The following is a 20675-nucleotide window of genomic DNA, read 5'->3' on the forward strand; positions in this document are numbered from 1 at the left end:
CGAAAATGCGAATGTTTCGAGATATTCAGGGCCGTGATACGGCCCTGATTGTTGGCGTAACGCTGATTGTTGCGGTGCTGTCGCTTCTACCGATGGCGCGTCTGCTTGTTGAGCTTGTTGCGCCGCAGGGACAGCTTTCGACATCCGTTCTTTCCGAAACATTGAGCAGCCGCTCGACATGGGTTGCCACATGGCATTCTTTGCAGATCGGTATTGGCGGCACGCTGCTGGCGCTGGCGTTTGGCATTGTTGCGGCGTTGCTCGTCGGCCTCACAGATATGCGCGGGCGCAACGTCTTCGTGCTTTTCTATGTGACCCCGCTGCTGATCGCCCCGCAGGTAACAGCGCTGGCCTGGCTCCAGCTTTTCGGGCCTTCCAGCCAGTTCCTCAAGATCATTGGTATGGCGCCGCCGTTGGGAAGCCGCAATCCGCTTTATTCCGTCTGGGGCATTATCTTTCTGCTTGGCGTGCAATATGGACCGCTGGTCTTTCTGATTGTACGGGCGGGCCTGCGCAAACTCCCACGCGAGTTGGTCGAAGCGGGTCTGAGTGCCGGTGCCAGCAAATGGACCGTTCTGCGCACCATCATCCTGCCGCTGATGACGCCATCGATCATCGGTGCTGCCGCCTTGGCTTTCGTGTCGTGCGTCGGCAATTTTGGCATCCCTGCCTTCTTGGGGATTCCATCGAATTATCTTGTTCTGCCAACGCTGATTTATCAGCGTCTTGCGGGCGGTGGACCAGCCGTCCTGTCCAGCGTCGCCGTGCTTTCGGTACTGATCGGTCTGATCGCTATGGCAGGGATCGCCGCGCAGGACCATGCCTCACGTCGTCGCGATTTCCGCATTGTTTCAACCTCGCTTCCAGCCGCGCCTTTTGCGCTTGGCGCATGGCGTGTGTGGGCGGAGCTGGCTGCATGGTTGTCGATCGTGATCGTGCTGCTTCTGCCGCTGATCGGATTATCGCTTTCCGCGCTGGTTCCGGCCTATGGCGTGCCGCTTACATTTGCGACAGCAACACTTGAAAATTTCCGCTTTGTCATGCTTGAACACAGCGGATCAGCCCGCGCTTTTGGCAACAGTATTCTGCTGTCGGTGGTTACGGCGGGTTTTGCTGTGCTGATTGCGGTTCCGCTTGCCTATATGCTGGCATGGCGCAAGCGGCGCTGGACTCCGATCCTCAACTTTGCAGCCGAGATGCCTTACGCGCTGCCGGGCGTTGTGCTGGCAATCGCCTGTCTGCTGATGTTCTTAAAGCCACTGCCGGTGGTCGGTGTCAGCCTCTATAATACGCTCTGGATCATCCTGTTTGCCTATCTTGCGCGCTTCTTCGTGCTGGCGCTGCGGCCAACGGTGGCTGGCCTCCACCAGATCGACCGTGCGTTGGAAGAAGCCGCGCGAGTGGCGGGAGCGGGGCTTTTCTACCGACTGCGGACTATTATATTTCCTCTTGTCGCGCCAGCGACGCTTGCAGGCGGCGTGCTCATTTTCATGACCGCATTCTGTGAGCTGACGGTTTCAGCGCTACTATGGGCGTCGGGATCGGAAACGCTGGGCGTGGTGATGTTTTCTTTCGAACAGGCGGGCGATTCCGCCTATGCGGCTGCCATATCCATTCTGGCCGTTGCGGTGACATTCATGCTGATGCTTGCAACAAATCTGTTTGCGCGGCGTCTTCCAAACGGGGTGCTGCCATGGCGCGACTGAAAATCGCTTCTGTTTCCAAGGCCTTCAACGAGTTTCAGGCCCTGTCTGAAGTGTCGCTTGATGTGAAGGACGGCGAGTTTGTTGCCATTCTCGGACCATCCGGCTGCGGCAAGACCACGCTTTTGCGGATGATTGCAGGTTTTGAAGATGTTGACGGTGGCGAAATCCATATTGGTGACAGCCGTGTTTCCCATGTTGACTGTAGCGTGCCACCTGAGAAGCGGCAGGTCGGGATCGTCTTCCAGAATTATGCGCTCTGGCCGCATATGACGGTCGCCGAGAATGTTGGCTATAGTCTGCGAGTGGCAAAAGTTGCCAAAGCTGAGCGCGAGGCCCGTGTGAAGCAAGCGCTGGCGCTGGTAGATCTTGACGGTTTCGGTGATCGCCGTCCGGCCAATCTTTCGGGTGGTCAGCGGCAGCGTGTGGCTTTGGCCCGATGTCTGGTGGCAGCCCCTTCGCTGGTATTGTTTGACGAACCGCTTGCCAATCTCGATGTGCATTTGCGTGCTTCGATGGAAGACGAGTTTGCGGCTTTTCACAAGCGCACCGGTACGACGATTATCTACATCACGCATGATCAGGCCGAGGCCATGGCGCTTGCTGACCGGATTGCGGTTCTCGATCATGGCAAGCTTCAGCAGTTCGATACGCCGCGCAAGCTTTACGAGGAACCGGCCAGCGAAATGGTTGCGTCCTTCATCGCGCATGGCATGGTTCTGCCTGCGGAGGTAGTGTCTTTTGCGCAAGCGGGACATTGCGAGGCGCTGGTGCTGGGAAGCCGCGCGCAGGTGCGTTGTTCTGGCATTGAAATGCCGCGCGCCAACGCGCAGCTCTGCGTTCGCGCAGAAGATCTGGCATTGACCGAAACCGGCGGAATCCCTGTGCGGGTCAAGCGTTCGGTCTATCGCGGTGGCGGTTCGCGCATCGAGGCATCACCGCTGACAAAACCGGCTATTCACCTGCACTTTGAAGTGCGCGATCCGGTAAGACTGGAAGAAGGCGACGAGGTTCGCATCGCCATTCGCAGTGGCTGGATCATTCCCACCGATGAAATGCCGGTGAGAAAAGTCTCAACCGGCTTTCCAATCGGGAATAAGATCTGAAGCGCCAGGCAGAATGATAACAGCTTGAAGAGACCCTCATCCTGAGGGGCTCCTTGAGCTTTGCGAAAGGAGCCGTCTCGAAGGACGAGGGGCGGTTTGCGTTTGCTGACGTGTTTTCCCTCGCCCTTCGAGACGCCGTTTTCAACGGCTCCTCAGGATGAGGAAAAACGGGCGTTTTGGATAAGCGGCAGCTTATTTCTTCTTCATCGCTTCCAGAAGGGCTGCACCGAAGCCGCCGGTTGACGGCTGTTCCTGTTTGCGCGGAGCGAAGTTTTGCTTCTGTGCAGGTTTCGTGTCGCGCTGCGCGTTGTTACGCGGTGCTGGGGCTTCGCCACCATCTTTGCGCATTGTCAGGCCGATGCGCTTGCGTGGCACATCCACTTCCGTCACACGCACTTTCACCACATCGCCAGCCTTGACCACTTCATGCGGGTCTTTGACGAAGCGGTCGGCGAGTTGCGAGACATGGACAAGTCCGTCCTGATGCACGCCGATATCGACGAATGCACCAAAGGCCGCGACATTGGTCACTGTGCCTTCGAGCATCATGCCGGGTTTCAGGTCCTTGATGTCATCGATGCCGTCGGCAAAGGTCGCGGTCTTGAATTCAGGACGTGGATCGCGGCCCGGCTTGTCAAGTTCGGCAATGATGTCGCGCACGGTTGGCAGACCAAAACGCTCATCGACAAAGACGCGTGGATCAAGCGCCTTGAGCGCTACGCTATCGCCCATGAGGCTGCGCACATCGCGACCGCAGGCAGCAACGATTTTCTTGGCAACGCCATAGGCTTCCGGGTGAACGGAAGACGCATCGAGCGGCTCTGTGCCGTTCGCAATACGCAGGAAGCCTGCGCATTGTTCAAACGCGCGGTTGCCGAGGCGCGCGACTTTCAAAAGTTCCTTGCGGTTCTTGAAAGCACCGGCGTCATCGCGATGTGCAACAATTGCTTCGGCGAGAGACTTTCCCAGACCCGACACACGCGCCAGCAGCGAAGCAGAAGCCGTGTTGAGATCAACGCCGACCGCGTTCACGGCATCTTCGACCACCGCATCGAGCGAACGCGCCAGACGCGATTGATCGACATCATGCTGATACTGACCAACGCCGATGGATTTCGGTTCGATCTTCACGAGTTCCGCCAAAGGGTCCTGCAGGCGGCGGGCGATGGAAACGGCACCGCGCAGCGATACGTCGAGCTGCGGAAATTCGTTCGCTGCGGCTTCTGACGCCGAATAGACTGATGCACCTGCTTCCGACACGATGACTTTCAGTGGTTTTGGCGCTGGAAGGTCGTTGAGCATATCCACGACGAGCCGTTCGGTTTCGCGGCTGCCTGTGCCGTTGCCGATGGCAATCAGCTCGATCTTGTGTTTGCGGATCAGGCTTGCAAGCTCGGCCTGGGTGCCGCGCACATCGTTCTTTGGCGGGAATGGATAGACCGTGGTGGTGTCGAGCAGTTTGCCAGTGCCATCGACGATTGCGACTTTCACGCCGGTGCGGATGCCTGGATCGAGGCCCATGGTGGCGCGGGAGCCTGCAGGGGCGGCTAACAGCAGGTCCTTGAGGTTGCGGGCGAAGACGTTGATGGCTTCTTCCTCGGCGCGTTCACGCAGGTCGCGCATGAGATCAAGTGACAACGAGAGCGAAAGTTTGACGCGCCACGCCCAGCCTGCAACTTCCATCAGCCAGCGGTCGCCGGGCAGGGTTGCGCCGATATTATAGGCGGCTGCAATTTTACGTTCGACCGGCTTTACAGGTGAGGTGTCGTCGGTGTCGATTTCAATGTCGAGCGACAGAAAATCCTCGTTGCGACCGCGCAGCATGGCCAGAGCGCGGTGGCCTGCAACATTTGCCCAGCGCTCGGAATGGTCGAAATAATCTGAGAACTTTGCGCCTGCCTCCTGTTTGCCATCGACAACGCGCGAGCGCAGTACGGCGCGATCTTTGAGATAGTTGCGCAGATTGCCGATCAGTTCGGCGTTTTCAGCAAAGCCTTCGGCGATGATGTCGCGCGCGCCTTCAAGGGCTGCTTTCACATCTGCAACTTCACCGGTGACATATTGCGCAGCAATCTCTGCGGGGACCAGCCTGCGGTCGGTGAGAATGGCTTCGGCAAGCGGTCCAAGACCGCGTTCGCGGGCGATCTCCGCTTTGGTGCGGCGCTTGGGCTTGTAGGGAAGATAAAGATCTTCAAGCTCGGCCTTGGTCTGAACGCCTGCGATCTTAAGTTCAAGCTCAGGCGTGAGCTTTCCCTGGCCGCCGATCGATTCCATGATCGAGGTGCGGCGTGTTTCAAGTTCGCGCAGATAGGCGAGGCGTTCGGAAAGCTGACGCAATTGCGTGTCATCAAGCCCGCCGGTGACTTCCTTGCGGTAACGGGCGACGAAAGGTACTGTCGCGCCTTCGTCCAGCAAGCCGATTGCTGCCAGTGCCTGATCCGGCTTTGTGTTGATTTCCGCCGCGATGATCCCGGCAATGCGCTTGGTAATGTCCGCCATGTAATTTCCAATTCTCAACTGTCACGCCGAACATAGTCGGATGTCGGTTCGGCGCAATCAAGGCAGTAACGACGTTCCACAGGAAAGGCTTCGGTTTTCCCGTTCACGGCGATGTGAACGAGCGGCCTCTTTTTAAATCGGATTCAATCAATACTTATATCGGGAAATGACGATACGTATCAGAAGATCAGCGAGGTGACTGCGATGTCGGATGTTCAGCCTATACCATTGGACGAGATACTCAAGGCGCTCGCTAATCCTGTGCGTCTTGACATTTTGAGCTGGCTCAAGGAACCGGAGAACCATTTCTCTGGTCAGCACATGCCTCTGGAGATGGGCGTGTGCGCGGGCCAGTTCGAACGGTGCGGCCTCTCCCAGTCGTCCGTTTCTGCCCATTTGTCTGTGCTGACGAAAGCGGGTCTGATTACGCCCCATCGCGTCGGCCAATGGACCTTCTACAAACGCGATGAGGAGGCGATAGCCGCCTTGCTCAAATCACTGTCCGATCTTTAATCCATCCTGAAACGATCTTTCCCACTTGAAGGAAATGCATCCATGGCCACATTGTTCGATCCAGTCACCATCGGTGATTTAAAGCTTGCTAATCGCATCGTCATGGCCCCCCTGACGCGCAATCGCTCGCCCCGCGCTGTGCCAAACGACCTCAACGTCACCTATTATGAACAGCGCGCAAGTGCTGGTCTCATCATCACCGAGGCAACGCCGATCAGCCATCAGGGGCAGGGCTATGCCGATGTGCCGGGTCTTTACTCCGATGAGCAGCTTGCTGGCTGGAAGCGTGTAACCGACGCTGTTCATAGCGCAGGCGGCAAGATCGTCGTGCAGATGTGGCATGTGGGCCGTATTTCGCACGACAGCCTGCAGCCAAATGGCGGCAAGCCAGTAGCGCCTTCGGCCATCACGGCCAAGTCGAAGACCTATCTCGTGCATCCGGACGGCACCGGCGAATTTGCGCCGACGTCCGAACCACGTGCACTGGACAAGAGCGAGCTTCCGGAAATCGTCGCCACCTATGCCAAGGCTGCGAAGGATGCTGTTGAAGTGGCTGGTTTTGACGGCGTCGAAATTCACGCTGCAAACGGCTATCTGATCGACCAGTTCCTGCGTTCGGGCAGCAATCACCGCACCGATGAATATGGTGGCTCGATTGAAAACCGTGCTCGCTTCCTGTTCGAAGTCGTTGACGCTGTGACGAAGGCGGTCGGTGCTGGAAAGGTTGGTATCCGTCTTTCGCCAGTGACGCCTGCCAACGATGCATCGGATTCCGATCCGCAGCCGCTGTTTGACTATGTGCTCGAAAAGCTTGCCTCATACGGTCTTGCATATGTTCACATCATCGAAGGTGCGACCGGCGGCCCACGCGATTTCCAGCAGGGTCCGCAGCCATTCGATTATGCGCGTCTCAAGCAGGTTTATCGCGATGCCGGTGGCGAAGCTGCCTGGATGGTTAATAATGGCTATGATCGCGAACTGGCTGAACAGGAAATCGAAAGCGGCCGCGCTGATGTGGTTGCCTTTGGCAAACCGTTCATCTCAAATCCTGATCTTGTCCGTCGTTTGAAGGACAATTCACCACTCAACGAGCTGGATCAGCAGCATATGTATGGCGGTGGCGCCAAGGGTTACACGGATTATCCGATCCTTGCTTAGGGTCTGTTCCTAAAGCCGCCATGCCGGTCTGCAATTGGCAATTTGTCTGCGTTCCGATGCTCATGTACCCAAAAGTACACTCCGCTTCGGTACTCGAAAATCACCATTTTCGCCACGACCTGCCGCTTTTTGATTCAGACACTTAATCATAAAATAAAAAAGCTCGGCGAATTGCCGGGCTTTTTTTATTAAAGACGCGCGCGCGTTGATCGCGGCGTTGCCAGCAGAAGATTGGTTTCGCTGGCCTTGATGCCCGGCACCAGCCTGATGCGACGCAACACGGCATCAAAATCGGTGAGCGTGGCAGCGCCCAGTTCCACCACAAGGTCGAAACGGCCATTGGTGGTGTGGACGGCTGAAACTTCCGAAAAACCGCCAAGCGCCTTCACGACACGGTCGGCGACATTGCCTTCGATTTCGATCATCATGATACCGCGTACCGGCAGATCGACCGCATCGGACCGCAGGATCACTGTATAGCCGATGATGTCACCGGAATTTTCCAGGCGCTCCATGCGCGCTCGCACGGTGGCTCGCGAAACGCCGAGATCGATTGCAATATCCGAAATGCTGCGTCGTCCATTGTGGCGCAAAAGCGTAATCAGCTTTTCATCCAGATCGTCCATGTTTTCTCCATTTTGAAAAGCCAATCCGACATTCTGATAAACCAAACCGTTAAAATTGCCAATCCGGTTGCTTCACATCGCCAAGCGTAAATGGTCAATCTATGACAATAATTTCTCTGGAGTAGCACTTTATGCATTGCAAGATTTTGGGATTGCCGGTTCAAGAAGGCACAGGTCGTCTGGGCTGCAATATGGGCCCCGACGGTTATCGTGCCGCTGGTATTGCGGATGCAATTCGCGAGCTCGGCCACGAGTTTACCGATCTCGGCAATTTGGCCCCGGCTGAACTGCGCCCGCTGACTCATCCCAATCCTGTAATCAAGGCTTTGCCGCAGGCTGTTGCCTGGATTGAAGCAATTAGTGAAGCCGCTTATCGTGAAAGCGAAGAGGGTTTTCCGATCTTCCTCGGCGGGGATCATCTGCTCGCAGCAGGTACCGTTCCGGGCATCGCACGTCGTGCCGCTGAAAAGGGTCGCAAGCAATTTGTGCTGTGGCTGGATGCGCATACGGATTTCCATACTCTGGAAACGACGGGCAGCGGCAATCTGCATGGCACGCCTGTTGCCTATTACACGGGACAAAAGGGCTTTGAGGGTTATTTCCCGGCTCTGGCAGCACCGATTGATCCCGCCAATGTTTGCATGATGGGTATTCGCAGTGTTGATCTGGCAGAACGTACTGCGATCAAGCAGACCGAAGTTGCCGTCTATGACATGCGCCTCATCGATGAGCATGGTGTGGCAGCCCTGTTGCGCCGCTTCCTGCAGCGCGTGAAGGACGAAAACGGCCTTCTGCACGTCAGCCTCGATGTCGATTTCCTTGAGCCGTCGATTGCGCCCGCTGTCGGCACCACGGTTCCGGGCGGTGCGACCTTCCGTGAAGCGCATCTCATCATGGAAATGCTGCATGACAGCGATCTGGTGACGAGCCTTGATCTCGTCGAGCTGAACCCGTTTCTCGATGAACGCGGACGTACCGCTACTGTGATGGTCGACCTGATGGCGAGCTTGCTGGGCCGCAGCGTCATGGATCGCCCAACCATCAATTACTGAAATCAGGAGGCCGCATTCGTAAAGCGCCGGATGGGTTCATCCGGTGGTAGAATGCTCAAGCTATTTGTATTACGCGCATCTTGTTCCGAAAACCGCTTCGCACTTTTCGGGATGCGCTCAAGGAGCAATAATGACCCAACCAAACCTCAATATCGTCCCCTTCGTCAGCGTCGATCATATGATGAAGCTGGTGCTGTCCGTTGGCGTGGAAACCTTCCTCAAGGAACTCGCCGACTATGTCGAAGAAGATTTCCGCCGCTGGGAAAACTTCGATAAGACGCCGCGTGTGGCTTCGCACTCGAAGGAAGGCGTGATTGAGCTGATGCCGACGAGCGACGGTACGCTCTACGGCTTCAAATATGTGAATGGCCACCCGAAGAACACGCGTGAAGGTCTCCAGACCGTTACGGCATTCGGCGTTCTTGCCGATGTGGGCAGCGGCTATCCGATGCTGCTGACCGAAATGACCATCCTCACCGCACTGCGCACTGCCGCGACTTCGGCAGTTGCTGCAAAGCATCTGGCCCCGAAGAATTCCAGCACGATGGCCATCATCGGCAATGGCGCGCAGAGTGAATTCCAGGCGCTGGCTTTCAAGGCGCTGCTCGGCGTCGACAAGCTGCGTCTCTACGACCTTGATCCGGAAGCGACTGCCAAGTGCATGCGCAACCTGCAGGGCGCCGGTTTCAACATCGTTGCCTGCAAGACAGTCGAAGAGGCTGTCGAGGGTGCGGACATCATCACGACCGTGACCGCTGACAAGGCCAATGCGACGATCCTGACCGACAACATGGTTGGCGCTGGTGTGCACATCAATGCGGTTGGCGGCGATTGCCCCGGCAAGACGGAACTGCACGGCGATATTCTGCGTCGTTCCGACATCTTCGTCGAATATCCGCCGCAGACCCGCATCGAAGGCGAAATCCAGCAGCTGCCAGAAGATTATCCGGTCAAGGAGCTTTGGGAAGTCATCACCGGCAAGATCGCCGGACGCAACGATGCCCGCCAGATTACGCTGTTCGATTCGGTCGGCTTTGCGACAGAGGATTTTTCGGCTCTACGCTATGTGCGTGACAAGCTGAAGGACACCGGCTTCTACGAAAAGCTGGATCTTCTTGCCGATCCAGATGAGCCGCGGGATCTCTACGGCATGCTGCTGCGTCACGAAAAGCTGCTGGAAGGCGAAAAGACCAAGCCAGCGGCCTGATCCGATCTTTTGACCAGCTTCCACTTTTGGAAGATGGGCTCTACCTGTTGCAACCCTGCCGCGCTTGATGCTCGGCGGGGTCGAACTGTCGCAATCAATGCGATAAATCCTTGGTGCCGTGCGCGATTTCCATTATTGCAGGATGTGATTTCTGTGATGGGGTGCATTGGGCATGGGCGACAGGGTGGAAAACGAAACATCCTTCAGACAATCGGGAAATACTGTGCGGTCTGCCGCCAGTCCGGTCGTCTTCTGCGACACGCTGGGCCTTTATCAGGCGCCCGTTGGCAAATCTCTCGATACGGTTGTGGTCTTTGCAAGCCCCTGGGGGCTGGAAGAACTCTGCACGACACGCAAATTCTGGCGCATCGTCGCCGATGGACTTGCGGTGCGCGGGATAGGTTCCTTCCGCTTCGATTGGCCCGGCACAGGTGACGGACGCGACGACATCGATTTTTCCAACGGGCTGGAACTCTGGCACAATACGCTTGCTGAAGCTGCCCGGAAGGCGCGTGACCTGTCTGGGGCAAGCCGCGTCATCATCATTGGGCAGAGCCTTGGTGCAGCGATTGCTGCCCAAACGGCGGCCCGGATCGAAGGCGTCGCGGCATTGGCGCTTCTGGCGCCGGTCATTTCCGGACGGTTCTACACGCGTGAACTGGCCGTCTGGTCGAGCATGGTCGATGCCGATCTGGGACTGACAGACGAGCAAAGGATCAAGAACAGCGTTTCCATCGCATCGCTGACAATGCAGCCGGAAGTGGCTGCCGATGTGAAGAAGATCAATCTTCTGTCGCTGGAGACGAAGCCTGCGCCTCAATGTCTTTTGTTAGCGCGGACGGACCGTCCGAACGATGCCGAACTGGCAACGCATATGGAAAAGCTTGGCGCTGATGTGACGGTTGAAGCCTTTACCGACTATGACAAGCTGATTTCTAACCCGGTCATCTCGCGCCTGCCGGTGGAAGTCGCTGACCGGCTTGTGGACTGGGCGGCAGGTATTGCAGGTTCCGTGCCCGCACGGAACAAGCTGGATGAAAGTGCACTAGGCGGCACTTTGACGGGCGACGGTTTTGTCGAAACGCCTGTCTCGTTCGGTTCCGACAACCGCCTTTCTGGTGTTCTCTGCGCCCCCTTGGGCGAGCGGCGGGGCAAGGCGGTCCTGTTTCTCTCCGCAGCCTATGATCGACGTGTAGGATGGGGCCGTACGACGGTCGATATGGCGCGCAAGCTCGCGCGGGAAGGGATAGCGTCACTGCGTTTCGATATTGCGAATGCAGGCGACAGCCCGCCCAATCCGGGGATGCCGGAACAGGTACTTTACACCAACGGGGCAGAGGCCGATGTTGCCGAAACCCTCGACTATCTCGACGCCATTGACTGGGGCCGTCCAGTGATCGCCGGGCGGTGCAGCGGTGCATTTCTGGGGTTCCACAGCGCCTTGAAAGATGAGCGCGTTTCAGGTGCGGTCCTCGTCAATCCGGAGACATTCTACTGGGCGCCGGGACGTTCGGTCGAAGATGCAGTTCGAGAAGGCAAGCGCACGCTGGAGGACTACGGCAGTCGCGCGCTCCGCGCCGAAACATTCCAGCGCCTGTTTCGCGGTGAGCTGGATATCCGTGCCATCCTGCGCAACCTTACGCGCGGGGTTGCAGGGCGTATCCGCGGGCTGGCACGCAAGCTTCTGCGCAGCCGCACAGTGGAAGGACGGGCAGTCTATTCGGCCTTTGACGAATTGAAGCAGCGTGAGGTGCCACTGGCGCTCGTTTACGCTGAGAAGGATGTCGGGCGCGAGCATTTCAATTTCTATTTCGATCAGATGGGCACCGGCCTGAAGGGCTTCGACAATGCGTCAGTCACCATCATTCCAAATGCCGATCATAATCTCACACCGGAACATTCGCGCGAAATCTATATCGACACGATCCGCGCAATGACCTTACGTGATTAGAACCAGACGATCCGTGATGAACCGGCGATGCGGATTTCTCCAGACGGCTTGTCGGGTGTCGCCTTACGCGGAATAAGGGCGATGCGTTTCGCCTCGTTGGGAGCAAGGTGAAACCAGTTCTCGGCAGTCCGCCAGTCACCTGCATCGATGCTGACAGATTGGGCTAGAACCGGCGTTTTCAGATCGAGGAACCAGTTTCCATTCTCTTCGACGGGAGCTACTTCGATAGCGGCGTCGTGAAATGCCTTTGTTCGTCCGAGCGGAAAGTGAAATGCCTCAGCAATCGTAATGCCATTGCGCTTCAGTCGTGCAATGGTCACGTCATGGGCCGGAGGGCCGAAACGATAGGCGTAAGTGACATCGAAGAACGCACCGAACAGATCCGTTGCGGCAATGGTGATCGCTGAACGACCGGCAATCGAAAGATCGCGGCGACCGGAAACCACCGGCTGCGAACCGGCACGCAGACATGCTAATTCAAGCGAAAGATCAGCGGTTTCGGCCCGTTCGTTTAAAACATGGATCGCGAGGCCGTTAACGCCTTCGTCGGTCAAGGCGACCTGCTGTGGACGGAAGGCGCGTTTCAGGCCATGCCATGACGCTTTGGGTTCACCGGTCGCATCGATCATGCCCCAGCCCGCGCCGGGCAACAGGTCTTGAAACATCCAGAGAAGGCCACCGAAACAGGTGCTTCCCGGTCGTCTCCATTCGGCGAAGGTCGCTTCCATCACTTCCGCTGTGACTGCACGGGAGAGGTGGAGATATTGTTCCACATCTTCGCGTCGCAGTCGTGCTGGATCGTAACCGTACAACATCTCCAGATAGGCGTCCCGCACATCCTCGAAATCCCAGGATACGCCACGGTCGCGGGGCACACGTGCTTTCCAGCGCGGATCGTGAACCGGCGGCACATCGAGATGGGTTTTCAGCGTGCGTGCTTCGGGCACGTTGGAGAAGGCCAGACATTCGGTCGCAAAACGTACTTCCGCACGCCGCGCATCTTCCAACGGACGGCAATAGGCACTGACGCCATAATAATGGCTGACGCCTTCGTTGCTGATGAAGGGGAGGGCACCATCACAGGGCGAATTCGGCACATAGGGAATATCGGGGCAAAGCTTGCCGACAATAGCGGGCAGGATTTCCTCGGTAAGCAGGCCTTTCCAGGTCGCTTCCGGCAGGCCCATCATTGCGCCCTGCTGGTAAATTTCGCTGCCGCCGCAAAGGACCGTCAGCGATGGCGCATGCTCGACAGCGGCCAGAAGCTGAGACGCTTCTGCCTGCACTTTTGTGACAAATGCTTCGTCCTTCACCGGATAGTCGAAATTGGCGAACATGAAGTCCTGCCACACCATGATGCCCAGCTCGTCGCAAAGCGCATAAAAGTCCGGTGTCTCATAGGCGGTGATGCCGCTCAGTCGCAGCATGTTCATGCCCGCTTCCTGCGCGAGCTTCAGCCATGGTTCGTAATCGTCGCGTCCGCCGGGAAGGCGGACGACATCGGCAGAACTCCATACCGCGCCGCGGCAGAAAATCGTCTCGCCATTGATCCTGAGTGCAAAGCCCTTGCCGTCCGGCCCGCGATCGACCTCGATGCGGCGGAAGCCGGTGCGCCCGAGCGGGCGTAGTTCGCCGTCGAGTGAAAGTTCGACATTGTGAAGCGTTGGATCGCCGTGCGTGTGCGGCCACCACGGTTCGACGCTGGGAAGCATCAGCCTTGCCGCCCATTGATCGCCGGTCTGGCGTTCGCAGGCGATTTGTTGCCCTGCGCAATGGAGAATGGGTGCCTCGGCCTTGCCGCTGTAGGTAAAACTGACTTGAAGTTCGCCATCACCGGTTTCGGGCAGCCTTGCCTGAATGGCGATGTGGGATATGGCTTCAGCATCGGAACGGCTGATTGAAATCGGACGCCATGGACCTACGGCATGCACTTCCGGGCACCAGCCCGGCATATAGCCGAGTGCTGTCGTGCGGATAAGGCGCAGGCCCTGTGTGTTCATCAGCTGCGTGCGCCAGCGGGCACGTGGGCCTTTCTGGCTGAGGTGAGGTGCGAGCGCGCGAAAACACAGGGCAAGCTCGTCCTTGCCGGTCAGTGTAACGGGCAGATCATGGCCGAGAAACATGCTGTCGGTTTGCAGCAGCAACTTGCCATTGAAAAAGACATCGCAAATCGTAGCAAGCCCGGAAAAATGGAGTGTCGCGGGGCCGGGCGTCTCCTTGATATCAAGGAAATACCAAGCATCCTGATTGTCGAGCGCTACGGGATTGTTTCGGTCGAAACGTCCCGATTTTTCCAGAGCTTCCGCCACTGTGCCGGGCACCGGCGCGTCATTGACCGCCTCACCGGACTTCGCGTCAAGTGGCGTTTGCGCCGCATCCGGGCCGGTGATGACAAGCCGCCATCCGGTCGAGAGCGGTTGGCTGGTCGAGTTTAGTTCAAGCCGCATCGCGACCAAGTTCCGCTGCAAGCGCTGCCATCATCCGATCCCAGGCATCTGCCGCCGGTTGTAGCGTTCCGGACAATACGTCGAATTTCTTGCGCATGACGGCACGGGCGAGCTGGAACTGAACAGCCTTTGCTATTTCTGCAATCTGCAAGGCATCTGCCGAGGCTGTTGCAAAGAGCCTGCCTTGCCCGAGCCAGTCGAGATGACTTGCCGCGAGTTCGAAATTCGCGCCGAGCTGGCGCAGCGTGTTGAACGCATATTTATGGAAGAAGCCGAACGGGCGTTCCGCGATTGCTTCGACCTGAGCGGGGAACATGCTGGCAAAAGCGCGGATCGGGTTTTCCTTTGGCCTGCGCGCAAAATGGCGCGTCAGAAGGATTTCGGCGATGCGTCGCTGATGCGCCTCATCCGGCACATGCATTGGAAACTTGGCAAATTCCGTGTAGGGCAGGAAGGGCAGGTCGGTTTCCGTCAGATGACGCTGGAAAACGCCGTCGAAATCCTCACCTTCGAGGTGATAGAAACCGCCATTGTGAAAATAATCGAGCGAGCGGTTTTCGACGTCCATACGGTTGATCGCGATGGTCGTCTTGCCATGTTCTGTGCGGTAGCTGACGCCATGTGTATCCGGCATGAAGTAGCTGTCCATTTCGATCATGCACAGACGTCCGCGCGCGATCTGCTCGGCGACATGGCTTTCCACACGATCAAAAATCGCAAGCTCCGTCGCCCGAATGCCATAAAGGGCTTCGAGGTCTTCCAGCGGCACCTTGAAGAAGGTGAACTGGTCGCCCTCGAATTCCTGTGTCAGCGTGAAGCCGAGCATGGCCTCCGGTTCGGCACCCAATGTTGCCAGCACTTCGATCCAAAGATCGACATAGCAGTTGGTTTCCGGCCAGATGCGCGTCTGGGCGTGCAAAGCGTGCGGCGTGTAACGGTCGGGCGCAATGTTCGGAAAAACTGCCTGCATGGTCGCGATCAGCCCCACAATTCCTTGCGTACGTTTTCCGGCCATATTTCAACATCCAGACCGTGATGATGGAAGAGCGCCAGCGCGATACGTTCCAGCCCGAACCCGACGCAAGCCGTGTGTGCCACGGCACCGTCATCAAGCGAGAGCCCCCACTTCACGCCGAACTGGTCCTGATGATAGTTGAAGCTCATGCAGGCAGTCGGCTTTTCGACGCTGGTGATCGGGATCAGCAGTTCGAATTTCAGGTTCTGGTCGCGCTGGTTGTTGACCAGCAACTTGCCAGCACGTCCGAAGAACGGGTCGTTGGCCACGTCGATTTCGACGGGCAGTTCGACCTTCTTCATCATTTCCGTGCCACGGTCGATCCAGAGCTGGCGGAACGACATCACATCGGCTTCCGTGCCCATGCGCACATATTCACGCATGCGGAAAAGCTGCTGGCGGGCAGGGTCGACCGACGGTTCATAGCGGAAGCAATAGGATTGCAGGTCGTAGAGCCCGCCGCTCTGCGGCAGCGGTCCGCGCTTGGCGACTGTCGGATAGAGCGGATAACAGGCGGCAGGCGTCAGCACGATATCCGTCGCTTTCTGCTCCAGCGTCCAGTCCGTGCCTTCATCCATGCATTTGATGAGATTGACGTGGTCAAGCTCGCAGCCGCAGAAGCTGTGCACGGTGCCAGCGAGCTGTGGGAAGCTTTTCATGTAGCCGCTTTTTTCGAAAAAAGCGCGGTTCATGCCGGGGGGGAAGCGGATCGCTTCGGCGCCGTCATTGCCTCCGGTACGGTCGATCAGGCGTTCAAATGCCTGGATGACATCTTCGAACTGGCCGGAGCGTCCATATAGACCTTCCACGCCGGTGTCGATCAGGAGACCGGAATCGAAAAGCCGGTCTAGAAATGATCTCTGAGCATCCATGGCAATTATCCCAAAAGGCTGGTGTTCTGTTTGTGAATGAGCAGCATGGTGGCTGTATTGCCGAGGATGCGCTCGTTTGAAATCATCAGCTGCGCGGAATGCGCGTCGCGCAGATGGCGTCCGAGGCTGAAAGGCGTACCGTTCTTGTAGCCCATGATGCCGCAGACCAGCATGGCGTGATTGATGATCTGAAGGATCGTCTGCGATGCGGCAATCTTGAGATTGTTCATCGCAATCGCAAAGCCCATGGAGGCCAGCTTGTCAGGGTCGTGCTTTGCTTCGCGATAGGTCTTGAGGCAGGCGACGATTTCGGACTTCAGCATCTGAAGCATGTTGGATGCTTCGGCAACGCGCAAGGCGCCCGGCTGCGGCGCGCCCGGATTGCGCTTCGCGGCGGCGCGCACGAATGCCTGCGCCCGGTTGACCGCATCGACGGCGATGCCATACCAGAGCGAGCTCCACAGCGTATGCGACTGTGCCAGCATGGATTGCGCTGCGATTTCAGCGAAGGGATGCGGCAGGATCTGCACCTTGTCTGCTTCGCCACGGAACACAAAGCCTTCCGAGCAGGTGCCACGCATGCCGAGCGTGTCCCAGTCATGGGTCTTTTCGAGCGTGTATTGGTCTTTCAGGAACACGGTCATCACCTGATCCGACGATGCGGCACCTTCATGCGATCGCGACGTGATCAGAATGGCATCGGCATAGGTGCCATAGGAGATGACGGTGGCATTTTTTTCCAGACGGCAGATGTCGCCTTCGACCTCGATAGCGCAGATCGAGTTGCGCAGATCGCCGCCAATGCCGCCTTCGGTCGTAGCCGAAGCAAGCAGTAGCTGGTCTTTTGCGACTTTGCGCATGAAATCCCGGTGCCATTCGACCGTCTGGCCGTGCTCCACCAGGCTCGAAAGCTTGATGTGATGCATGGCGAAAATCATTGCGCTCGACGCACAGGACTGGCCGAGAACGCAGCACAATTCCGCAATCTGGTCGATTTCCGCACTCTCGCCACCCAATTCGCTCGGCACCTGAATGCCAAGCAGGCCTTCGACCTTCATCGCATCGATTGCTTCACGCGGGAAGCGGCCTTCCTTATCGACGCTATCGGAAAATTTACCCGCTATGGCCGCAACGCGGCCCACGCGCTCTGAAAGACTGTTCCCCGCCCCGGCATTCATTATGCGGCCTCTTTGTCCTTGAGAATCTGGGCAATCGTCTGTTCGATGGCTTTGATGCTCGCGAAAGACTTGCGATTGAGATACTGGTCCGGAAATTCGATGTCGAACTTGTCTTCCAGACCGAGCATGAGCTGTACCGAGGCAAAAGACGACAGGCCTGCGCTGTAAAGATCAGCATCGTCGGCAATGTCCATCACCGGGCCCGGTAGTCCGCCGACCTTGGCCAAAAGTTCGCGAATGGATTCATTCATAGTTTAACTCCCTGCATATCCGCTCAAGTCGAAACTTCGCGTCTGGGTTGACGCGATACACGACCTATCGAGCTTTCAAAAAAGCTGCGGCAACTGTTCGAAATTCTGCCCCTTTATGCAAGTGATATGTTGCGAATATTAGTGACATCGCAAACACACCAGCGTGCGTTTGGCCTTTTGTGCTCCCACAAGCCTTTATTTTCTGTTGACGTGACTGAACTGCAGTCCGCCTATTCTGTGGACGTGCTTATATAGTTAAATATTCGATGACAAGATATGTTGCATTGCGCGCAGGGGTTGCGTGCGATTTTGGTTAAAGCGGACGGCGTGAATGCCGTGGCGCGGAAATCTGGCCCGTGTTGGTGGCGATTGCCATTTCAAAACTGTCGGCAATGCGTCGAGCCCGATCAATGAAAATGATTGCGGCTTCCGGAGGGAATATTTCGCGCGCAGTTTTCTCGAAAAGATCAAGCCAGCGGTCGAAATGTTCGTTCTTCAGCGCCAGCTTGAGGTGCGGCGCCATGGGACGCCCTTCATAATTGCCGGTCTTGAGAATAACCGACGACCAGAATGCAGCGATCTGCGCGATGTGATGATCCCAGTCATGAACTGCAGCGGCAAAGATCGGCCCGATGACTTCATCCTCGCGTGCGCGTCCGTAGAAAGTGGCCACCAGCTTTTCAATGGAGGCTGGATCAATGGACGGATGAGGCTGATTGATGAAAAGGGTCATGATCGCTGTTTGATGTCGTTGCGCCGGAAAGCGGACTCTGAGGCGGATATAGTCGCTGCACCGGCTACAATCCAGTGAAGTGTTGCCGCATGGCCATCAACTTCCCGTTGGCGAAACCGCCGCCACGATTTAATAGTCCAACTGTCTAATATAGTTGAGGGAGAGATGAATGCGGGTGTTTCTGCTTGCGGGTCTGTTGACCCTTGCGACAACCGGGGCAGGCTTTGCCGCTTCGTGCGAACAGAATTTCAAGTCCGAGGGTGTTCCGCTCGTAACTGCGATTAGCTATCGCTCGACACAAAGCTTTGCCGGTGTGAAATCATCGACAGCCTTGCAGCGTCTGGCACAAGCCGTCGCAGCTGAAGGGTTTTCGGGTATCAAGATCAACAAGCAGCTCGCTTCCATAGACGCTTTTCAGGAAACGACTGGATCGGGCCGTATCCAGACCTTGCGCGTCACGGCACGAGCGCAGGGTAAGGGCACTCGTGTCGACGCGATCTTCAGTATTCAGGCGGGGCAGGCGACTAGCAAGTCGGTGGTACGCGAAGGACTTTGCCGTATCATCGCTGCCGCAGCGAATTAAAACTTATAGCCTGATGGCTATTGCCGTCAGGCTATCTTCTGCATCAATTCGATACGATTGCCGAATGGGTCGTGGATGTAGCAACGATCATAATCTTGCAGCGGCTCGTTCACGATAGTTTCGATGCCTACTTGCGTCAGATGTGCAATCATTTCGTGCAGGTCATCGACCAGAAATGCAGGATGCGCCTTGCGTGCGGGCGAGAAAGGGCGCTCGACGCCCAGATGAAGCCTGATTGCTCCCTTCTCAAACCAGCAACCGCCACGCGCCGCGAGATTCTCAGGCTTTGGAACGTCCACGAAGCCGAGGATCGAGCCATAAAAATCGCGGGCTTTCTGCTCCTGACCTTCAGGCATTGCCAGTTGAACATGATCGAGAGCGATAATTTGCATGAACGTGCCGACGTTAAACAATGACGCGAACAACATAAAGCGCACCAATAGCCGGTCAAGCTATGTGAATATGGTACAAATGTCTGGAGAGGGAGAGCGATGGTAGCGGAGGAGGGATTCGAACCCCCGACACAAGGATTATGATTCCTCTGCTCTAACCTACTGAGCTACTCCGCCACGCGTCGCTTTACAGAGACAACTTCATGATCGCCGTTTCCGGTGGGACAAATCGTTGTTCCTGTAAGGAATGGCGGCGGTATATGTGCGGAATGAAAAGCTGTCAAGCACTCTTCGCATAGCTTTCGTCTTGTTTTCTATCATTTGCACCGATAAGGAACTTTGCATCAGCAAAGGCATAGTTTTATGGCACCTCGTATTGCGGTTTTGGGTTGCGGCTATTGGGGCGGCAATCACATTCGTACCCTGAAGAGCCTCGGTGCCCTTCAGGCAATCTCGGATTCAAGGGCAGAACAGGCGGAACGCTTCGCGACCGAGTTCAATGTTCCCAGTGTTCCTGTCGAAGAATTATTCACGCGTCCGGACATTGACGGCATCGTGTTGGCACTGCCAGCGCAGTTTCATTCACAATATGCCATTCAGGCAGTGAAGAACGGCAAGGACGTTCTGGTCGAGAAGCCAATCGCGCTCGACATTCCGGCTGCAGAAGCCGAAGTGGAAGCTGCCCGCGAAAATGGTCGCGTGTTCATGGTTGGCCATGTGCTGCGTTTCCATCCGGCCTTCGAAAAGCTTCTCGACATGGTGAAAAGCGGCGAACTCGGCGATATTCGCTATGTGCATTCGCATCGCGTCGGGTTTGGCAAGTTCCACAACGAGTTCGATGCCCTGTGGGATCTTGCGCCGCACGATCTTTCGATGATCCTGGCCATCACCGGAGAAGAACCGAGCGCGGTTCGCGGAGAGGGTGTTGCGACGCTCGATCATCTTACCGACATCGCCCATCTTCATCTCGATTTTCCAAATGGCATCCGTGGCCATCTGTTTGCGTCACGCCTCAATGCCTATCGTGAGCGCCGCCTGACAGTCACCGGCACAAAGGGCATGGCCGTATTCGACGACGGCGAGCCATGGGATCGCAAGCTTGCGCTTTACAGCCATGAAGTCTGGCGGGAAAACGACCAGTGGTCTTTCAAATCCGTCGAGCCGGTCTATATCCCGGTCGAGGAAGGCATGCCGCTGACACGTGAATTGCAGCATTTCATGCATTGCATCGAGACACGCGAGAAGCCGCGGACCGATGGCAAGGAAGCGATCAGCGTGCTGCGCATTCTCACGGAAGGTACTGTCCGGCACCCGCGTTAAAAGGGAGCCGTGCGGTCCGAGTAATCTGCGTCAAGCGGTGTTACAGGAATCGCAAAACTTTGAACGCTC

18 protein-coding genes and 1 tRNA gene are annotated in these 20675 nt (G+C 56.9%); 9 read left to right on the forward strand and 10 right to left on the reverse strand.

Annotated features, from left to right (window positions below):
• Window positions 1-5 precede the first annotated feature (5 nt).
• Window positions 6-1706, forward strand: coding sequence for an ABC transporter permease (locus HWX93_RS05340; protein ID WP_176036752.1), 1701 nt, complete (start codon window positions 6-8; stop codon window positions 1704-1706).
• Window positions 1694-2809, forward strand: a complete 1116-nt coding sequence (locus HWX93_RS05345) for an ABC transporter ATP-binding protein (RefSeq protein ID WP_176036753.1) — start codon at window positions 1694-1696, stop codon at window positions 2807-2809. Before HWX93_RS05340 ends, HWX93_RS05345 begins: the two co-directional genes overlap by 13 nt.
• A gap of 192 nt (window positions 2810-3001) precedes the next feature.
• Here HWX93_RS05345 and HWX93_RS05350 read toward each other — a convergent pair whose 3' ends face one another.
• Window positions 3002-5308, reverse strand: a complete 2307-nt coding sequence (locus HWX93_RS05350; RefSeq protein ID WP_176036754.1) for a Tex family protein — start codon at window positions 5306-5308, stop codon at window positions 3002-3004.
• A 204-nt stretch (window positions 5309-5512) separates the two neighbouring features.
• Between HWX93_RS05350 and HWX93_RS05355 the strand changes: the two genes are divergently transcribed.
• Together HWX93_RS05355 and HWX93_RS05360 are read left to right on the forward strand one after the other, a co-directional pair.
• On the forward strand, window positions 5513-5821 hold the full coding sequence (locus HWX93_RS05355) for an ArsR/SmtB family transcription factor (protein WP_176036755.1): 309 nt from the start codon (window positions 5513-5515) through the stop codon (window positions 5819-5821).
• A gap of 42 nt (window positions 5822-5863) precedes the next feature.
• The gene (locus HWX93_RS05360) at window positions 5864-6979 is read left to right on the forward strand and encodes an alkene reductase (RefSeq protein ID WP_176036756.1); all 1116 of its coding nucleotides are present in this window, start codon (window positions 5864-5866) and stop codon (window positions 6977-6979) included.
• A 188-nt stretch (window positions 6980-7167) separates the two neighbouring features.
• Here HWX93_RS05360 and HWX93_RS05365 read toward each other — a convergent pair whose 3' ends face one another.
• Window positions 7168-7605 (reverse strand): Lrp/AsnC family transcriptional regulator, encoded by a 438-nt coding sequence (locus HWX93_RS05365; RefSeq protein WP_061345848.1) that lies wholly within the window; start codon window positions 7603-7605, stop codon window positions 7168-7170.
• 131 nt (window positions 7606-7736) lie between these two features.
• On the opposite strand from HWX93_RS05365, the gene rocF reads away from it, so the two are divergent.
• The 3 genes from rocF (at window position 7737) to HWX93_RS05380 (ending at window position 11815) form a co-directional block, all read left to right on the forward strand.
• On the forward strand, window positions 7737-8657 hold the full coding sequence (gene rocF, locus HWX93_RS05370) for an arginase (protein WP_176036757.1): 921 nt from the start codon (window positions 7737-7739) through the stop codon (window positions 8655-8657).
• 130 nt (window positions 8658-8787) lie between these two features.
• A complete protein-coding gene (locus HWX93_RS05375; RefSeq protein ID WP_109987289.1) occupies window positions 8788-9864 on the forward strand; it encodes an ornithine cyclodeaminase in 1077 nt (358 codons plus the stop codon).
• A gap of 223 nt (window positions 9865-10087) precedes the next feature.
• The gene (locus HWX93_RS05380; RefSeq protein ID WP_235969070.1) at window positions 10088-11815 is read left to right on the forward strand and encodes an alpha/beta fold hydrolase; all 1728 of its coding nucleotides are present in this window, start codon (window positions 10088-10090) and stop codon (window positions 11813-11815) included.
• Here HWX93_RS05380 and HWX93_RS05385 read toward each other — a convergent pair.
• The 6 genes from HWX93_RS05385 to HWX93_RS05410 all read right to left on the reverse strand — a co-directional run bounded on the left by HWX93_RS05385 (window position 11812) and on the right by HWX93_RS05410 (window position 18311).
• On the reverse strand, window positions 11812-14262 hold the full coding sequence (locus tag HWX93_RS05385) for a glycoside hydrolase family 2 protein (RefSeq protein WP_176036759.1): 2451 nt from the start codon (window positions 14260-14262) through the stop codon (window positions 11812-11814). The genes HWX93_RS05380 and HWX93_RS05385 overlap by 4 nt on opposite strands.
• Complete coding sequence (locus tag HWX93_RS05390; RefSeq protein WP_176036924.1) at window positions 14252-15232, reverse strand: DUF1839 family protein; 981 nt, start codon at window positions 15230-15232, stop codon at window positions 14252-14254. Before HWX93_RS05390 ends, HWX93_RS05385 begins: the two co-directional genes overlap by 11 nt.
• Window positions 15233-15240: 8 nt before the next feature.
• Window positions 15241-16149, reverse strand: a complete 909-nt coding sequence (locus HWX93_RS05395; RefSeq protein ID WP_176036760.1) for an amino acid--[acyl-carrier-protein] ligase — start codon at window positions 16147-16149, stop codon at window positions 15241-15243.
• A gap of 5 nt (window positions 16150-16154) precedes the next feature.
• Window positions 16155-17327, reverse strand: a complete 1173-nt coding sequence (locus HWX93_RS05400; protein ID WP_176036761.1) for an acyl-CoA dehydrogenase family protein — start codon at window positions 17325-17327, stop codon at window positions 16155-16157.
• Window positions 17327-17578: an acyl carrier protein gene (locus HWX93_RS05405; protein ID WP_109987284.1), complete on the reverse strand. Its 252-nt coding sequence runs from the start codon at window positions 17576-17578 to the stop codon at window positions 17327-17329. The genes HWX93_RS05400 and HWX93_RS05405 overlap by 1 nt, the downstream gene beginning before the upstream one ends.
• Window positions 17579-17891: 313 nt before the next feature.
• Window positions 17892-18311, reverse strand: coding sequence for a group III truncated hemoglobin (locus HWX93_RS05410; RefSeq protein WP_176036762.1), 420 nt, complete (start codon window positions 18309-18311; stop codon window positions 17892-17894).
• Window positions 18312-18480: 169 nt separating this feature from the next.
• Here HWX93_RS05410 and HWX93_RS05415 point away from each other — a divergent pair, with 169 nt between their 5' ends.
• Window positions 18481-18894, forward strand: coding sequence for a hypothetical protein (locus tag HWX93_RS05415; RefSeq protein ID WP_176036763.1), 414 nt, complete (start codon window positions 18481-18483; stop codon window positions 18892-18894).
• 26 nt (window positions 18895-18920) lie between these two features.
• Here HWX93_RS05415 and HWX93_RS05420 read toward each other — a convergent pair whose 3' ends face one another.
• Both HWX93_RS05420 and HWX93_RS05425 read right to left on the reverse strand, forming a co-directional pair.
• Window positions 18921-19286 carry a VOC family protein gene (locus HWX93_RS05420; protein ID WP_176036764.1) on the reverse strand — a complete coding sequence of 122 codons (366 nt, stop codon included), beginning with the start codon at window positions 19284-19286 and terminating at the stop codon, window positions 18921-18923.
• A 100-nt stretch (window positions 19287-19386) separates the two neighbouring features.
• Window positions 19387-19463 (reverse strand) — tRNA-Met (locus tag HWX93_RS05425).
• 186 nt (window positions 19464-19649) lie between these two features.
• Between HWX93_RS05425 and HWX93_RS05430 the strand changes: the two genes are divergently transcribed.
• On the forward strand, window positions 19650-20606 hold the full coding sequence (locus tag HWX93_RS05430) for a Gfo/Idh/MocA family protein (RefSeq protein WP_176036765.1): 957 nt from the start codon (window positions 19650-19652) through the stop codon (window positions 20604-20606).
• Window positions 20607-20675 lie beyond the last annotated feature (69 nt).

This window comes from Brucella tritici (genome assembly GCF_902825325.1).
Lineage (GTDB): Bacteria > Pseudomonadota > Alphaproteobacteria > Rhizobiales > Rhizobiaceae > Brucella.